The organism is Streptomyces sp. NPDC046122 (assembly GCF_056429965.1).
In genome coordinates, this window is sequence record NZ_JBWKLQ010000001.1 from 799,921 (window position 1) to 814,566 (window position 14,646).

A 14,646-nucleotide genomic window follows, 5' to 3' on the forward strand; every position below is an offset into this window, starting at 1 on the left:
CGCGCCGCGCACACGGGCGGCCCGGTGTCCGATTCCTTCAAGATCGGTGGCGGGCCGCCCGCCTACGGTGAACGCATGACTCCACGACTCGACGCCCTGGGGATCGTGGCCGCCGACATGGCCGCCTCGCTCGCCTTCTACCGGCTCCTCGGCCTGAACGTCCCCGCCGGGGCCGACACCGCCCCGCACGCGGAGGCCACGCTGCCCAACGGGCTGCGCGTCCTGTGGGACACCGAGGAGACGATGCGCTCCTTCGACCCGCAATGGACCAGGCCCGAGGGCGGCGACCGGGTCGGGCTCGCGTTCCGCTGCGACAGCCCCGCCGAGGTCGACGCGGTGTACGCCGAACTGACCGCCGCCGGGCACCGGGGACACCTCGAGCCCTGGGACGCGTTCTGGGGTCAGCGGTACGCGGTGGTGCTGGACCCCGACGGCTGCGGCGTCTCGCTGTTCGCCGACCGGGACGCCGCGTAGGCGCCCAGCGTCGTGCCGGCCAGGTCGCGCACCTCGCGGGAGAGGTGCGCCTGGTCGGCGCAGCCGGCGGCGAGGGCGGCCTCGGCGTACGGCACACCGGCGCGCACCAGGGCCAGTGCCCGCTGCAGCCGCAGGATCCTGGCCAGCGTCTTGGGTCCGTATCCGAAGGCGGCCAGTGAACGGCGGTGCAGCTGCCGGGCGCTGAGCCCGGCGGCCTCGGCGGCCACGCCGACGGTGGCGCCCGCGTCCAGCCGGCGGGCGACGGCGCGGAGCAGCGGGTCCGGCGGCGGCGCCTGCGCCGCCTGCCGCAGAGCCAGGGCCTCCAGGGCGGCGGCCGGATCCGGCGCGCCGCCGACCGCGCCGGCCAGGGCGCGCACCCTCGCCGCCGGCCACAGGTCCGCGAGAGCCACCCGCCGGTCGCGCAGCTCGTGCGCGGGCACGCCGAGGAGCGCGGGGGCCGCGCCGGGGGCGAAGCGCACTCCGTCGTAGCGGGCTTCCGCGCCCGCGGGGGTGTCACCCGGCGGATGGGCGCGGGTGTCCGGGCCCGCGACGTACAGCGTGCCGTCGGTCCACAGCAGGTCCATGCACCCGTCGGGGAGGACGGGGTGGGCGGGACCGGACGCGGTGGGAACGGTGCGGGACCAGACGACGGCGCCGCCGAGCCGGGATGCGCGTTCCGTGTACACGCCTCCCAGCGTAGGGAACGCCGAGACCGTCCTGCCCGGCGACCGCGCCGGGGGCGGGGCCGCCGCGTGGCGCGCCTCGCCTACGGCTGTGACTTCCGGGTCTCGCGCGCCTCCCGGGGCTCCCGGGGGGGCGTCTCCTTCGCTTCCTTCTCGCGGCTCGTGTGCAGGCGGGACTTCACGTCGTCCGGCGGCAGGAACCGCGACCAGCGCTCAGGGAACTCGGACGGCATGTCCGGGTCGGAATCGTCCCCTTCCCCGTCGGCCGCCGCGGCGCGCGCCGCCTCCGCACGCGCTATGACCGCCGCCGCCTGGGCCGTGCGTACCCGGTCGTTCGCCTCGCGGGCCGCGGCGGTGGCGACCGAGGGCCAGACGCGGTCGATCGCCGCGTTGACCGCCGCGCCCACCAGGACCGCGAAGGCGCAGATGCAGATCCACAGCAGGACGGCGATCGGGGCCGCGAGGGAGCCGTAGATGGTCGGTCCCTCGACCGTGCTGGTGAGGTAGATACGGAGCAGGAAGCTCCCCAGGACGCACATCGCGAGCGCCATGAGCGCACCGGGGACGTCCTCGACCCACGGCGAACGCACGGGAACGGACACGTGGTAGAGCGTCGTCAGGAAGACGATGGACAGCACTATGACCACGGGCCAGTACAGGACGCTTATGACCTCCGTCCCGAACGGCACCAGGTCCACCACCCGGTCGGGGCCGACCACCATCAGCGGCAGCACCACCGCGCCGATGATCAGTGCGACGACGTACAGGAGGAAGGCGAGCAGCCGGGTCTTCACGATGCCGCGGTGGCCGTCGAGGCCGTACATGACGGTGATGGTGTCGATGAAGACGTTGACCGCGCGCGAGCCCGACCACAGGGCGATGGCGAAGCCGATGGAGATGATGTCCGGGCGGGCGCCCTGGGTCACGTCGGCGATGAGGGGTTTCGCGAAGTCGTTGACGCCCCGTTCGGAGAGGACCGTTTCGGCGGCGGTCAGGATGTTGCGCTCGATGGACGCGACCGTGTCGGTGTCGGTCCAGGCGTCGACGTAACCGAGCAGGCCGATCATGCCGAGCAAGAGGGGCGGCAGGGACAGCAGGGTGAAGAACGCCGCCTCGGCGGCGAGACCGAGGATGCGGTACTCGATGCACGAGTTGACGGTGTCCTTCAGCAGCAACCAGACCAACTTGCGCTTCGAGACATTGCGGTAGAGGACTCTGGCCCGGTGAAGCCGGCCCTCAGGCCGTTCGGGTGTTTCTTTTGCTGCCTGCACCTCCTTACCGTAGCGGCATGGCAGCCACCACACACACAGTGACCAACCAGGCTCCGCCCCTGGTCGAGTACGACGTATTCACCGCCGACAGGGCCCTGTCCGAGGGTGTGGAGCGGCACATCGCGCCCGAACTCGCGGTGCGCGTACGGGAGGAACTGGCGGCCCTCGGCCGCTCCGCGGGATCCCGGCAGGCGCAGGAATGGGGCGTGCAGGCCAACGAGAACCCGCCGAAACTCCGCACCCACGACCGCTACGGCCACCGGATCGACGAGGTCGACTTCCATCCGTCCTGGCACCGGCTGCTGGGCAAGGCCGTCGCGGCGGGGCTCACCGACGCGTGGGGGCGGCCCGGCGGGCACGTGCGGCGGGCCGCCGGGTTCCTGGTGTGGACGCAGGCCGAGGCGGGGCACGGCTGCCCGGTGTCGATGACGCACGCCGCCGTACCGGCGCTGCGGACCGACCCGGCGCTGGCCGCCGAGTGGGAGCCGCGGCTCACCTCCCCCGTGTACGAGGAGGGGCTGACCGCGCCGTCGCTGAAGGCCGGGGCCCTCTTCGGGATGGGCATGACGGAGAAGCAGGGCGGCAGCGACGTACGCGCCAACACCACGAACGCCGAGCCGCTGGCCGGCGAGGGCGAGTACCTGCTCACCGGGCACAAGTGGTTCTGTTCGGCGCCGATGTGCGACGGCTTCCTGGTGCTGGCGCAGGCGCCGGGCGGGCTGAGCTGCTTCCTGGTGCCCCGGGTGCTCGCGGACGGGACCCGGAACGTGTTCCGGATCCAGCGGCTGAAGGACAAGCTGGGCAACCGGTCGAACGCGTCGAGCGAGGTCGAGTTCGACGGGACGTGGGCGCGGCTGGTCGGCGAGGAGGGGCGCGGCGTGCGCACCATCATCGAGATGGTGGCCGCGACGCGGCTGGACTGCGTGATCGGCTCGGCGGCGCTGATGCGCCAGTCCGTGGCCCAGGCGACGCACCACGCGGCGTACCGCAGCGCGTTCGGCGGGAAGCTGATCGACAAGCCGCTGATGCGCAACGTCCTGGCGGACCTGGCGCTGGAGTCGGAGGCGGCGACGACGCTCGCGCTGCGGCTGGCGGCGGCGTACGACAGCGACACCGAGCAGGACCGCGCCTTCCTGCGGCTCGCGGTGCCCGCGGCCAAGTACTGGGTGACGAAACGGTGCACGCCGGTCGCGGCCGAGGCGCTCGAGTGCCTGGGCGGCAACGGGTACGTCGAGGAGTCCGGCATGCCGAGGCTGCTGCGCGAGTCGCCGCTCAACTCGATCTGGGAGGGCTCGGGGAACGTGCAGGCCCTGGACGTCCTGCGGGCGCTCCAGCGCGAACCGCAGGCACTGAACGCCTTCCTCACCGAGATCGGGCAGGCGCGCGGCGCCGATCACCGCCTCGACGGGGCGATCAAGGACCTGCTGACCGACCTCGCCGACCTGGGCGGCATGGAGGGGCGGGCGCGCCGCGTCGTCGAGCGGATGGCGCTCGTGCTGCAGGGCTCGCTGCTGGTGCGGTGGGCGCCGCCGGAGGTCGCGGACGCGTTCTGCGCGTCGCGGCTCGGGGGCGACTGGGGGACGGCGTTCGGCACGCTGCCGCACAGTCTCGACCTGGCGTCGGTGGTGGAGCGGGCGCGGGCGGAGGTCTGAACGGCCTCGACCAGCGCCCGACCCGGCGGGCCGCCGGGGGAACGACCCGCCGGGAGACTGGAGCCGCCGGGGTGATGCTGCGCCGACACGGCACCACCCCGGCTGAACGTCTCCACTCTCGTACAAGCGCGACCCGGCGCACGAGAGTTGCAGACCGTTGCAAAGTTTGTGCTGACTCCTGGGCGCGCGCGCCCGGGGCGGGGCACGATGAGCGATGAAGACCTCACAGCAAGTGACTTTCTCGTGAGTTACGGGGTACGCCCAGTGAAGACCGAACCTCTCGATCCCCGCGGCCTGTCTCGGCTGAGCGCGCAGCACAGCGCCGACGCCGCCCGGCTGCTGGCCCGGGTCCGGGACGCCGCCCTCTCCGGCGGGACACCGCACGCCGCCCCGCGTCCCGTCATCGACGCGTCCTGGCAGCGTGTGATGCGCATCGGGATCGACCCCGACCGGAGCACCAGCAGCGAGCTGCTGCCGGCCGGCGAGCTGGAGCACCGGCGCCGGGCGACCGCGCTCGGTGAGCTGCTGCCGTCGCTCAGCCAGGGGCTGCTCACGGCCGTGCAGGCTTCGCAGCAGATCATGGTCGTGACCGACGAGGAGGGCCGCGTCCTGTGGCGCGACGGCGACCGCGGGGTCATGCGCAAGGCCGACGGCATCTGCCTGGAGGCGGGCGCGGCGTGGAGCGAGGAGACGACCGGCACCAACGGCATCGGCACCGCCCTGGAGCTGCGCAGGCCGGTCCAGGTGCACTCCGCCGAGCATTACGTCCGTACGCTGCACGACTGGACGTGCGCGGCGGCGCCCGTGCACGACCCACGCGACGGGCGGCTCCTCGGCGTCATAGACGTGAGCGGGGCCGAGTCCACGTTCCACCCGGCCACGCTCGCCCTCGTCGAATCCGTGGCCCGGCTCGCCGAGGCCGAACTGCGCGACCGGCACCTCACATCCGTCGAGCGCCTGCGGTCGGTGGCCTCGCCGATCCTGTGCCGGGTGGGCGGCCGCGCGCTCGCGGTCGACTCGCACGGCTGGCTCGCGGCGGTGACGGGGATGCCGCCGGTCGACCGGCTGCCGCTGCCCAAGTCGTTCCGGGCCGGGCGCAGATGGCTGCCTTCACTGGGGATGTGCGCGGTGGAGCCGCTGCCGGGCGGGTGGCTGGTGCGGGTGGAGGAGGAGGCGGCGGAGGGCGCGGTGGGCCGGGTCGTTCTCGACCTGAGCGGCCGGCGCCGGTCGTCGGTGACCGTCTCGGGGGCGGCCGGGCAGTGGACGCACGAGCTCACCCCCCGGCACGCGGAGCTGCTGTACGTGCTGAGCGTGCACCGGGAGGGGCGCAGCGCGGCGGAGCTGGCGGCCGATCTGTTCGGGGACCGGACGCGCACGGTCACGGTACGAGCGGAGATGTCCCGGCTGCGGCGGCACCTGGCCCAGGTGCTGGCGCACCGCCCGTACCGCTTCGTCGACGAGGTGGAAGTGGAGGTGCTCCCGCCGGCCCACCGGACGGATCTCCTCCCCCACTCCACGGCCCCCATGATCACGGCGGCGCGCCGGCTGCCGGCGTAGGCCCGGGGCGTACGGGGTCCGGCTCACGCGTGGCTCCCCCCGCCGGCGGTGCGCCGGCGGGGGGAGCGGGCTGTGCGGGGCCCGGTACGGCGGTCTGATCAGATCCCGGGTATCTCGCGGGCCCGGAACGCGTCGCGCACCGCCGTCTCCGCCGCCGCGCCGTACATCTTCCGGGCCGTCGCGATCGTCGTCCGGGCCGCGTCGGTGAAGCTGGTGTCCGGGGCGAAGCCGAACTGGGCGTTCACGATGACGCGGTCCGCCGTGCGCACGCCGAGCTTCGACCGGATGTCGAGGAGGGCCCGGGACCAGATCTGGCCGTCGGCGTGCACCTGGCCGACCCGGTCGTCGTACACCTTGTCGCCGTCGATGCGGCGCAGGCAGTGGGGGGCGGTCGAGGTGTAGGAGACGGCGTCCCAGTCGGCGACGCACGCGAGGTCCGCCTTCAGCGGCCAGCCGTACTTCGCCGCCGCGTGCGCGCCCACGGTCACGGCGAGGTAGTCGCCGAACGCCTCACCGATGGCGCCCGCCTCCACGGACGTGCCGAAGCCGGGCACCTGCGCGTGGTGCACGGCGTGGCCGTACTCGTGCATCACCACCTCGGCGTCCTCGGCGTCGTCGACCCCGCCCTTGCCGAAGCGGATCTCCGCCTTCTTGTCCGTGAAGAAGGAGTTGTCGGAGCCCCACTGGTTGATGCGGACCGGCTGGGCGCGGTCGTTCGCCCCGGGCAGCTCGCTGCCGAAGCCGAGGCCCTGGAGGTACTCCTGCGACTCGTTGACCCAGAAGTAGGCCATGACCTGCTCGAACTGGTCGTCGGCGCGGTCGTACGTGCCGGCCTCGGCGATCTTCGCGGAGGCGCCGGTGTCCGATCTCACGTATGCCCACCTGCCGGACAGGCCGCCGCTCGCGTCGAGGTTGCGCAGCGGGGCCGTGGCGTAGGCGGAGGAGGGGACGGCGTCCGCGGAGTCCTTGCCGTCGGTGAGCGACTGGTCGTTCGAGGACTGGACGGGGTTGACCATGAACAGGCGGGCCTGGGGCCCGCCCGAGGCCCCGGCGGGGGCGGTCAGCACCGCGAGGGAGGCGAGGGCCGCGGTGAGGGTGGCCGCGGCGAGCATGCCGCGGTGTGAGCGACGGGACATGGAACATCCTTCTGCCAAGGGATGCGGGGGGTGGCGTGGCGCGGGCGAGATCATCCCGCACGCGTCCCGCTTTGGCCAGGGCCCGGGCCCGTGGTTCGCTTGCCGCATGAGCACCGTCACCGTGACCACCTGGTCCCTGGAACAGACCTCACCCGACGATCTGCGGCCGGCCGCCGAGCCGCGGGGTGACGTCCGGATCGTCCGGGCGGAGATCCCCTCCCCCGAGTTCAGCCGCTTCCTCTACACGGCGGTGGGCGGCGACATCCGGTGGACGGACCGGCTCGGGCTCACGTACGCGCAGTGGCAGGAGGCGCTGGAGCGGTCCGGCGTCGAGACCTGGGTCGCGTACGAGAACGGCACTCCGGCCGGGTACGTGGAGCTGGACCCGCAGGACGAGGGCGTCGTGGAGATCATGTACTTCGGTCTGATCCCCGCCTTCCGGGGGCGGCGGATCGGCGGCCATCTGCTGTCCTACGGCGTGGCGCGCGCGTGGGACCTCGCCGAGCGGTGGCCGGGACGCCCCGCGACGAAGCGGGTGTGGCTGCACACGTGCAGCAAGGACGGGCCGCACGCCATGGACAATTACCTGCGCCGCGGATTCCGGCTCTTCGAGACGAAGACCGCCGAGGAAGCGGACGTACGGACGCCGGGGCCGTGGCCCGGAGCGCGCGCCTGAACGACCGGGGGCGGCCGGGCAGCGGCCCTCGGAAGCGGCCCGGGCGAGCGGCCCGCAGAAGTGACCGGTGACACACCTTCTCGCGATGCGAGACAGTCTTGTCCACATTGTGGGCGGTGGTGGACTGGCCGGAGATCCGCGTGACACGCTTCCGTCATGTCTTCAGCTGGAGTTGCCTTGGTGAGTCGGCGGCACGTCGACCTCGGCCGCATGTCCAGCGCCATCTGTCCGGTGGGCTGACAGCACAGCACCACCGGACCCACTCAGCCGTCCCCGCCGTCGCGGACGAGCCGGCCACCCCGATGCGCACGGGTGCTCCGCCCCTTGGGCGAAGCGCTCCGATCTGTCGTGTCCGACCGGCTTTTCGCAGGTCATAGGGGACGGCCGGCGCGATCCGCCACCCCCTTGAGCCGCCAGAGAAGGACGAACAACCATGGCCGCCACGCCGGACAAGCCCGCTACCGTCACGCCCCGCCGCAAGGCCGGACGCCACCGTGGCGAGGGTCAGTGGGCCGTAGGTCACTTCACCCCCCTCAATGGCAACGAGCAGTTCAAGAAGGACGACGACGGTCTCAATGTGCGGACACGCATTGAGACGATCTACTCCAAGCGGGGATTCGACTCCATCGACCCCAACGACCTCCGGGGACGCATGCGCTGGTGGGGTCTCTACACCCAGCGCAAGCCCGGGATCGACGGCGGCAAGACCGCGATCCTGGAGCCGGAGGAGCTGGACGACGAGTTCTTCATGCTCCGCGTGCGCATCGACGGCGGCCGGCTGACCACCGAGCAGCTGCGCGTCATCGGCGAGATCTCGCAGGAGTTCGCGCGCGGGACCGCCGACCTCACGGACCGGCAGAACGTCCAGTACCACTGGATCCGGATCGAGGACGTGCCGGAGATCTGGCGGCGGCTGGAAGAGGTCGGGCTGTCGACGACCGAGGCGTGCGGTGACACGCCCCGCGTGATCCTCGGCTCGCCCGTCGCGGGCATCGCCGAGAACGAGATCATCGACGGCTCCCCCGCCATCGACGAGATCCAGCGCCGCTTCATCGGCAACCCGGACTTCTCGAACCTGCCCCGCAAGTTCAAGTCCGCGGTGTCCGGCTCGCCGCAGCTCGACGTGGCGCACGAGATCAACGACATCGCCTTCGTGGGCGTGGACCACCCCGAGCACGGGCCCGGCTTCGACCTGTGGGTCGGCGGCGGGCTCTCCACCAACCCCAAGCTCGGTGTCCGCCTCGGCGCCTGGGTGCCGCTGGACGAGGTGCCGGACGTCTACGGCGGCGTCATCGGTATCTTCCGCGACTACGGCTACCGGCGCCTGCGCACCCGCGCCCGCCTGAAGTTCCTCGTCGCCGACTGGGGCCCGGAGAAGTTCCGCCGGATCCTGGAGGACGAGTACCTCGAGCGCAAGCTCGTCGACGGCCCCGCGCCCGAGCAGCCCACCGGCACCTGGCGCGACCACCTCGGCGTGCACAAGCAGAAGGACGGCCGTTTCTACGTCGGCTTCGCCCCGCGCGTCGGCCGCGTGGACGGCGCCACGCTGACGAAGATCGCCGACCTGGCCGGCGCGCACGGCTCGGGCCGGCTGCGCACCACCGCCGAGCAGAAGATGATCGTGCTCGACGTCGAAGAGGCGCAGGTCGAGTCGCTGGTGGCCGGGCTCGAGGCGCTGGACCTGCGGGTCACGCCCTCGCCGTTCCGGCGCGGCACGATGGCCTGCACCGGCATCGAGTTCTGCAAGCTCGCGATCGTCGAGACGAAGGCGCGCGGCGCCTCGCTCATCGACGAGCTGGAGCGGCGCATCCCGGAGTTCGACGAGCCCATCACCATCAACATCAACGGCTGCCCGAACGCCTGCGCCCGTATCCAGGTGGCGGACATCGGTCTCAAGGGGCAGCTGGTCCTGGACGCCGACGGCAACCAGGTCGAGGGCTTCCAGGTGCACCTGGGCGGCGCGCTCGGTCTGGAGGCCGGCTTCGGCCGCAAGGTGCGCGGCCTGAAGGTCACTTCGGCCGAGCTGCCCGACTACGTCGAGCGCGTCCTGCTCCGCTTCCAGGAGCAGCGCGAGGACGGCGAGCGCTTCGCCACCTGGGCGGCGCGGGCGAGCGACGGTGACCTGTCGTGAGCGAGCGCGCGGCGCCGTTCCACTGCCCGTACTGCGGCGACGAGGACCTGCGGCCCAACGAGACCGGTCACGGCGCGTGGGAATGCGCGGCGTGCAACCGCGCCTTCCAGTTGAAGTTCCTCGGGCTGCTCGCCCGTGGGGTTCGGCGCAACGACGGCGGAGGGGACGATATATGACCACGGTTCAGGAAGATCTCAAGTCACTGGCGGAACAGGCCGGGCGGGACCTCGAAGAGGCCTCCGCCCTGGACATCCTCACGTGGGCCGCCGACACCTTCGGCGACCGCTTCTGCGTGACCTCCTCCATGGAGGACGCCGTCGTCGCCCACCTGGCCTCCCGCGCCAAGCCCGGCGTGGACGTCGTCTTCCTCGACACCGGCTACCACTTCCCGGAGACCATCGGGACGCGGGACGCCGTCGAGGCCGTCATGGACGTCAACGTCATCACGCTGCTGCCCTGGCAGTCCGTCGAGGAGCAGGACGCCGAGTACGGGCCGAAGCTGCACGACCGCGACCCCGACCTGTGCTGCGCCCTGCGCAAGGTCAAGCCCCTCGAGGACGGTCTGAAGGGCTACAGCGCCTGGGCGACCGGCCTGCGCCGCGACGAGTCCCCGACCCGGGCGAAAACCCCGGTCGTCGGCTGGGACGAGAAGCGGCAGAAGGTCAAGATCTCGCCGATCGCCCGCTGGACGCAGGACGACGTGGAGGCGTACGTCGCCGAGCACGGGGTCCTCACCAACCCGCTGCTGATGGACGGTTACGCGTCCGTGGGCTGCGCCCCCTGCACCCGGAGGGTCGAGGAGGGCGAGGACGCCCGCGCCGGCCGCTGGGCGGGGCGCAACAAGACGGAATGCGGGCTGCACGGCTGATGACGAACGATCAGGAGAACCACGTGACTGGGGCCACTGTCTGGCTCACGGGTCTGCCGAGCGCCGGCAAGACCACCATCGCCTACGAGCTGGCCGGACGGCTGAAGGCCGAAGGCCGCCGTGTCCAGGTGCTGGACGGCGACGAGATCCGCGAGTTCCTCTCGGCGGGCCTCGGCTTCAGCCGCGAGGACCGGCACACCAACGTCCAGCGGATCGGTTACGTCGCCGAACTGCTCGCCCGCAACGGCGTGCTGGCCCTGGCACCCGTCATCGCGCCGTACGCCGACAGCCGCGAGGCCGTCCGCAAGCGCCACCAGAGCGAGGGCACCGCGTACCTGGAGGTGCACGTCGCCACGCCGGTGGACGTGTGCTCCGTACGCGATGTGAAGGGTCTGTACGCCAAGCAGGCGGCCGGCGAGATTTCCGGGCTCACCGGGGTCGACGACCCCTACGAGGCTCCCGAGTCGCCCGACCTGCGGATCGAGTCGCACCAGCAGACGGTGCAGGAGTCCGCCGCCGCGCTGCACGCGCTGCTCACCGAAAGGGGTCTGGCATGACGACGACCGCCACCAGCGTCAACGAGGGCACCGACAGCCCCTACGCGCTCAGCCACCTGGACGCCCTGGAGTCCGAGGCCGTCCACATCTTCCGCGAGGTGGCGGGCGAGTTCGAGCGGCCGGTGATCCTGTTCTCCGGCGGCAAGGACTCGATCGTCATGCTGCACCTGGCGCTCAAGGCGTTCGCGCCGGCGCCGGTCCCCTTCTCGCTGCTGCACGTCGACACCGGGCACAACTTCCCGGAGGTGCTGGAGTACCGCGACCGCACCGTCGCCGAGCACGGGCTGCGGCTGCACGTCGCGTCCGTGCAGGAGTACATCGCCGCCGGAAAGCTGCGCGAGCGGCCCGACGGCACGCGCAACCCGCTGCAGACCGTGCCGCTGACCGAGGCCATCCAGCAGCACCGCTTCGACGCGGTGTTCGGCGGCGGGCGGCGCGACGAGGAGAAGGCGCGCGCCAAGGAGCGGGTCTTCTCGCTCCGCGACGAGTTCTCCGCGTGGGACCCGCGCCGCCAGCGCCCCGAGCTGTGGCAGCTCTACAACGGCCGCCACGCGCCGGGCGAGCACGTGCGCGTGTTCCCGCTGTCCAACTGGACCGAGCTGGACGTGTGGCAGTACATCGCCCGCGAGAAGATCGAACTCCCGGCCATCTACTACGCCCACGAGCGCGAGGTCTTCGCGCGCAACGGCATGTGGCTGACGGCGGGCGAGTGGGGCGGCCCCAAGGAGCACGAGCAGGTCGAGACGCGGCTGATCCGCTACCGCACGGTCGGCGACATGTCCTGCACGGGCGCCGTGGACTCCGACGCCACGACGCTCGACGCCGTGATCGCCGAGATCGCCGCCTCCCGGCTCACCGAGCGGGGCGCGACCCGCGCCGACGACAAGATGTCCGAGGCCGCGATGGAAGACCGCAAGCGCGAGGGGTACTTCTAACCATGACCACCACCACTGGCCTGACCGAGCAGTTGTCGGCCACCACCCTGCTGCGCTTCGCGACGGCCGGTTCCGTCGACGACGGCAAGTCCACCCTCGTGGGGCGGCTGCTGCACGACTCCAAGTCGATCCTCACCGACCAGCTGGAGGCCGTCGAGGCGGCTTCCCTCAAGCGCGGCCAGGAGGCGCCGGACCTGGCGCTGCTGACCGACGGCCTGCGGGCCGAGCGCGAGCAGGGCATCACCATCGACGTGGCGTACCGCTACTTCGCGACCGCGCGCCGCCGGTTCATCCTGGCCGACACCCCCGGGCACGTGCAGTACACCCGGAACATGGTGACGGGCGCGTCCACCGCCGAGCTGGCGGTCGTGCTGGTCGACGCCCGCAACGGCGTCGTCGAGCAGACCCGCCGCCACGCGGCGGTCGCGGCCCTGTTGCGCGTCCCGCACGTGGTGCTCGCGGTCAACAAGATGGACCTCGTCGAGTACGCCGAGCCCGTCTTCGCGGCCATCGCCGAGGAGTTCACGGCGTACGCCGCCTCGCTGGGCGTCCCGGAGATCACCGCGATCCCGATCTCGGCGCTGGCCGGCGACAACGTCGTGGAGCCCTCCGCGAACATGGACTGGTACGGCGGCCCCACGGTGCTCGAGCACCTGGAGACCGTGCCGGTCAGCCACGACCTGGCGAGCTGCAAGGCCCGCTTCCCGGTCCAGTACGTGATCCGCCCGCAGACCGCCGAACACCCCGACTACCGGGGCTACGCCGGTCAGATCGCGTCCGGCGCGCTGCGCGTGGGCGAGGCCGTGACGGTGCTCCCGTCGGGCCGTACGTCGACGATCAGCGGCATCGACGCGCTGGGCGAGGCGGTCGACATCGCCTGGGCGCCGCAGTCGGTGACGGTCACGCTCACCGACGACCTGGACATCTCGCGGGGCGACCTGATCGCGCCGAGCGGTTCCGCGCCGCGCACCACCCAGGACGTCGAGGCGACCGTCTGCCACGTGGCGGACCAGCCGCTCACCGTGGGCCAGCGGGTGCTGCTCAAGCACACCACCCGCACGGTCAAGGCGATCGTCAAGGACATCCCGTCGCGGCTGACGCTGGACGACCTGTCTCAGCATCCGGACCCGGGCCGCCTGGTCGCCAACGACATCGGCCGGGTGAAGGTCCGTACCGCCGAGCCGCTCGCGCTCGACGCGTACCGCGACTCGCGCCGCACCGGGTCGTTCCTGCTGATCGACCCGGCGGACGGCACGACGCTGGCGGCCGGCATGGCCGGCGACTCGTTCGCCGCCGAGGCCGTGAAGCCCGCGGCGGACGACGAGGGCTGGGACTTCTGATCATGACTCTCGACATGTACGGGCTGTTCGCCAAGGAGGGCGGCCGCGTCGGCAGCGGTTCCCTCGGTGCGGGAACGGGCGGCGTGGCGCGATGTGCCCGATGACGTACGCGCACTGCCCGCGCGCCCTGCAGCTCCACTTTCCGCTGTACCGACGAAGACCTGCCGACTTCCCGGACACGCCCCGCCACAGGTGAGGGACGTGCCCCCGGGCCACCGAGAGGACCACCTCCCGTGCATGCCCCGCGTACCACCCTTCGCCGCAGCCTCGCCGCTGCCGCCGCCCTGCCGCTGCTGATCGGCGCGCTGGGCGCCTGCGGTTACGGCTCGAAGGCCGAGAAGGACGACAAGACCGCCCCCGTCGCCAAGGGCCGGAAGATCGGCGGCGTCGACGAGGTGCGGATCGGCTACTTCGCCAACGTCACCCACGCCACCGCCCTGGTGGGCCTGCAGAAGGGCCTCTTCCAGAAGGAACTGGGCGGCACGCAGGTCAAGCCGCAGGTGTTCAACGCGGGCCCCTCGGAGATCGAGGCGCTCAACGCGGGCGCCATCGACATCGGCTGGATCGGCCCCTCCCCCGCGATCAACGGATTCACCAAGTCCAAGGGGCAGAACCTGCGGATCGTCTCCGGGTCGGCCTCCGGCGGCGTCTCGTTCGTCGTGAACCCCGAGAAGATCAAGTCCCTTGACGACCTCAGGGGCAAGCGCATCGCGACGCCGCAGCTCGGCAACACCCAGGACGTGGCGCTGCTGAACTACCTCTCGGAGAAGGGTCTGAAGGTCGACCCGAACACGGGCAAGGGCGACGTCAGCGTCATCCGCCAGGACAACAAGGAGATCCCGGCCTCCTTCGAGTCCGGCTCGCTGGACGGCGCGTGGGTGCCCGAGCCCACCGCGTCCAAGCTGGTCGCGAGCGGCGGCAAGGTGCTGCTGGACGAGAAGAAGCTCTGGAAGGACGGGAAGTTCGTCATCACGAACGTGATCGTCTCCCAGAAGTTCCTCAAGGAGCACCCGGACGTCGTCGAGGCCGTGCTGCGCGGCTCGGTGAAGGCCAACGACTGGATCAAGGCCAACCCGGACGAGGCGAAGGCCGCCGTCAACGCGAAGCTCAAGGCCGACTCCGGCAAGGAGCTGCCGGCCGAGGTGCTCGACCCCGCGTTCAAGAACGTCGAGACGACCAACGACCCGCTCGCCACGACGCTGCGGGACGAGGCCGGCCACGCGGTGAAGGCCGGGCTCCTCAAGGACCCGGTGCTCGACGGCATCTACGACCTGACGCTCCTCAACAAGGTGCTGAAGGCGCAGAAGCAGCCCGCCGTCGCGGACGCCGGACTCGGTACGAAGTAACCGCCCTTCCCGCAACCGGA

General features: G+C 71.9%; 15 protein-coding genes. 12 read left to right on the forward strand and 3 right to left on the reverse strand.

Annotated features, from left to right (window positions below; translation table 11 throughout):
* Nucleotides 1-75 precede the first annotated feature (75 nt).
* Nucleotides 76-474, forward strand: coding sequence for a VOC family protein (locus tag AC07FK_RS03470; RefSeq protein ID WP_479102104.1), 399 nt, complete (start codon nt 76-78; stop codon nt 472-474).
* On the opposite strand, the gene AC07FK_RS03475 is transcribed toward AC07FK_RS03470, so the two are convergent.
* Together AC07FK_RS03475 and AC07FK_RS03480 are read right to left on the reverse strand one after the other, a co-directional pair.
* Nucleotides 402-1,169, reverse strand: a complete 768-nt coding sequence (locus AC07FK_RS03475) for a helix-turn-helix domain-containing protein (protein ID WP_479102573.1) — start codon at nt 1,167-1,169, stop codon at nt 402-404. The two genes, AC07FK_RS03470 and AC07FK_RS03475, sit on opposite strands and share 73 nt — an antisense overlap.
* Before the next feature lie 71 nt (nt 1,170-1,240).
* Nucleotides 1,241-2,428 (reverse strand): YihY/virulence factor BrkB family protein, encoded by a 1,188-nt coding sequence (locus tag AC07FK_RS03480; protein WP_479102105.1) that lies wholly within the window; start codon nt 2,426-2,428, stop codon nt 1,241-1,243.
* A gap of 17 nt (nt 2,429-2,445) precedes the next feature.
* On the opposite strand from AC07FK_RS03480, the gene AC07FK_RS03485 reads away from it, so the two are divergent.
* Together AC07FK_RS03485 and AC07FK_RS03490 are read left to right on the forward strand one after the other, a co-directional pair.
* A complete protein-coding gene (locus AC07FK_RS03485) occupies nt 2,446-4,080 on the forward strand; it encodes an acyl-CoA dehydrogenase family protein (protein WP_479102106.1) in 1,635 nt (544 codons plus the stop codon).
* Nucleotides 4,081-4,344: 264 nt separating this feature from the next.
* Nucleotides 4,345-5,637: a GAF domain-containing protein gene (locus tag AC07FK_RS03490; protein ID WP_479102107.1), complete on the forward strand. Its 1,293-nt coding sequence runs from the start codon at nt 4,345-4,347 to the stop codon at nt 5,635-5,637.
* Between the two features lie 98 nt (nt 5,638-5,735).
* Here the strand turns inward: AC07FK_RS03490 and AC07FK_RS03495 are convergent, their stop codons facing one another.
* Nucleotides 5,736-6,773: a M4 family metallopeptidase gene (locus AC07FK_RS03495; RefSeq protein WP_479102109.1), complete on the reverse strand. Its 1,038-nt coding sequence runs from the start codon at nt 6,771-6,773 to the stop codon at nt 5,736-5,738.
* 106 nt (nt 6,774-6,879) lie between these two features.
* On the opposite strand from AC07FK_RS03495, the gene AC07FK_RS03500 reads away from it, so the two are divergent.
* The 9 genes from AC07FK_RS03500 to AC07FK_RS03540 all read left to right on the forward strand — a co-directional run bounded on the left by AC07FK_RS03500 (nt 6,880) and on the right by AC07FK_RS03540 (nt 14,626).
* Nucleotides 6,880-7,449, forward strand: a complete 570-nt coding sequence (locus tag AC07FK_RS03500) for a GNAT family N-acetyltransferase (RefSeq protein ID WP_479102111.1) — start codon at nt 6,880-6,882, stop codon at nt 7,447-7,449.
* Nucleotides 7,450-7,605: 156 nt separating this feature from the next.
* On the forward strand, nt 7,606-7,689 hold the full coding sequence (locus AC07FK_RS03505; protein ID WP_355250053.1) for a putative leader peptide: 84 nt from the start codon (nt 7,606-7,608) through the stop codon (nt 7,687-7,689).
* Nucleotides 7,690-7,882: 193 nt separating this feature from the next.
* Nucleotides 7,883-9,580 carry a nitrite/sulfite reductase gene (locus tag AC07FK_RS03510; RefSeq protein WP_479102112.1) on the forward strand — a complete coding sequence of 566 codons (1,698 nt, stop codon included), beginning with the start codon at nt 7,883-7,885 and terminating at the stop codon, nt 9,578-9,580.
* Nucleotides 9,577-9,756 carry a hypothetical protein gene (locus AC07FK_RS03515; protein WP_479102114.1) on the forward strand — a complete coding sequence of 60 codons (180 nt, stop codon included), beginning with the start codon at nt 9,577-9,579 and terminating at the stop codon, nt 9,754-9,756. The genes AC07FK_RS03510 and AC07FK_RS03515 overlap by 4 nt, the downstream gene beginning before the upstream one ends.
* Nucleotides 9,753-10,448, forward strand: coding sequence for a phosphoadenylyl-sulfate reductase (locus tag AC07FK_RS03520; protein ID WP_479102116.1), 696 nt, complete (start codon nt 9,753-9,755; stop codon nt 10,446-10,448). The genes AC07FK_RS03515 and AC07FK_RS03520 overlap by 4 nt, the downstream gene beginning before the upstream one ends.
* The gene (gene cysC / locus AC07FK_RS03525) at nt 10,430-11,005 is read left to right on the forward strand and encodes an adenylyl-sulfate kinase (protein ID WP_479102118.1); all 576 of its coding nucleotides are present in this window, start codon (nt 10,430-10,432) and stop codon (nt 11,003-11,005) included. The genes AC07FK_RS03520 and cysC overlap by 19 nt, the downstream gene beginning before the upstream one ends.
* On the forward strand, nt 11,002-11,940 hold the full coding sequence (gene cysD, locus AC07FK_RS03530; RefSeq protein ID WP_479102119.1) for a sulfate adenylyltransferase subunit CysD: 939 nt from the start codon (nt 11,002-11,004) through the stop codon (nt 11,938-11,940). Before cysC ends, cysD begins: the two co-directional genes overlap by 4 nt.
* Nucleotides 11,941-11,942: 2 nt before the next feature.
* Nucleotides 11,943-13,280 (forward strand): sulfate adenylyltransferase subunit 1, encoded by a 1,338-nt coding sequence (locus AC07FK_RS03535; RefSeq protein WP_479102121.1) that lies wholly within the window; start codon nt 11,943-11,945, stop codon nt 13,278-13,280.
* A 233-nt stretch (nt 13,281-13,513) separates the two neighbouring features.
* Nucleotides 13,514-14,626 carry an aliphatic sulfonate ABC transporter substrate-binding protein gene (locus AC07FK_RS03540; protein ID WP_479102123.1) on the forward strand — a complete coding sequence of 371 codons (1,113 nt, stop codon included), beginning with the start codon at nt 13,514-13,516 and terminating at the stop codon, nt 14,624-14,626.
* Nucleotides 14,627-14,646: the final 20 nt, after the last annotated feature.

Bases quoted from the DNA above. Each gene is read 5' to 3' on its own strand.
- AC07FK_RS03470 (WP_479102104.1), top strand. From the start codon at position 76: ATGACTCCACGACTCGACGCCCTGGGGATCGTGGCCGCCGACATGGCC.
- AC07FK_RS03485 (WP_479102106.1), top strand. From the start codon at position 2,446: ATGGCAGCCACCACACACACAGTGACCAACCAGGCTCCGCCCCTGGTC.
- AC07FK_RS03495 (WP_479102109.1), bottom strand. From the start codon at position 6,773: ATGTCCCGTCGCTCACACCGCGGCATGCTCGCCGCGGCCACCCTCACC.
- AC07FK_RS03500 (WP_479102111.1), top strand. From the start codon at position 6,880: ATGAGCACCGTCACCGTGACCACCTGGTCCCTGGAACAGACCTCACCC.
- AC07FK_RS03505 (WP_355250053.1), top strand. From the start codon at position 7,606: ATGTCTTCAGCTGGAGTTGCCTTGGTGAGTCGGCGGCACGTCGACCTC.
- AC07FK_RS03510 (WP_479102112.1), top strand. From the start codon at position 7,883: ATGGCCGCCACGCCGGACAAGCCCGCTACCGTCACGCCCCGCCGCAAG.
- AC07FK_RS03520 (WP_479102116.1), top strand. From the start codon at position 9,753: ATGACCACGGTTCAGGAAGATCTCAAGTCACTGGCGGAACAGGCCGGG.
- cysC (WP_479102118.1), top strand. From the start codon at position 10,430: ATGCGGGCTGCACGGCTGATGACGAACGATCAGGAGAACCACGTGACT.
- cysD (WP_479102119.1), top strand. From the start codon at position 11,002: ATGACGACGACCGCCACCAGCGTCAACGAGGGCACCGACAGCCCCTAC.
- AC07FK_RS03535 (WP_479102121.1), top strand. From the start codon at position 11,943: ATGACCACCACCACTGGCCTGACCGAGCAGTTGTCGGCCACCACCCTG.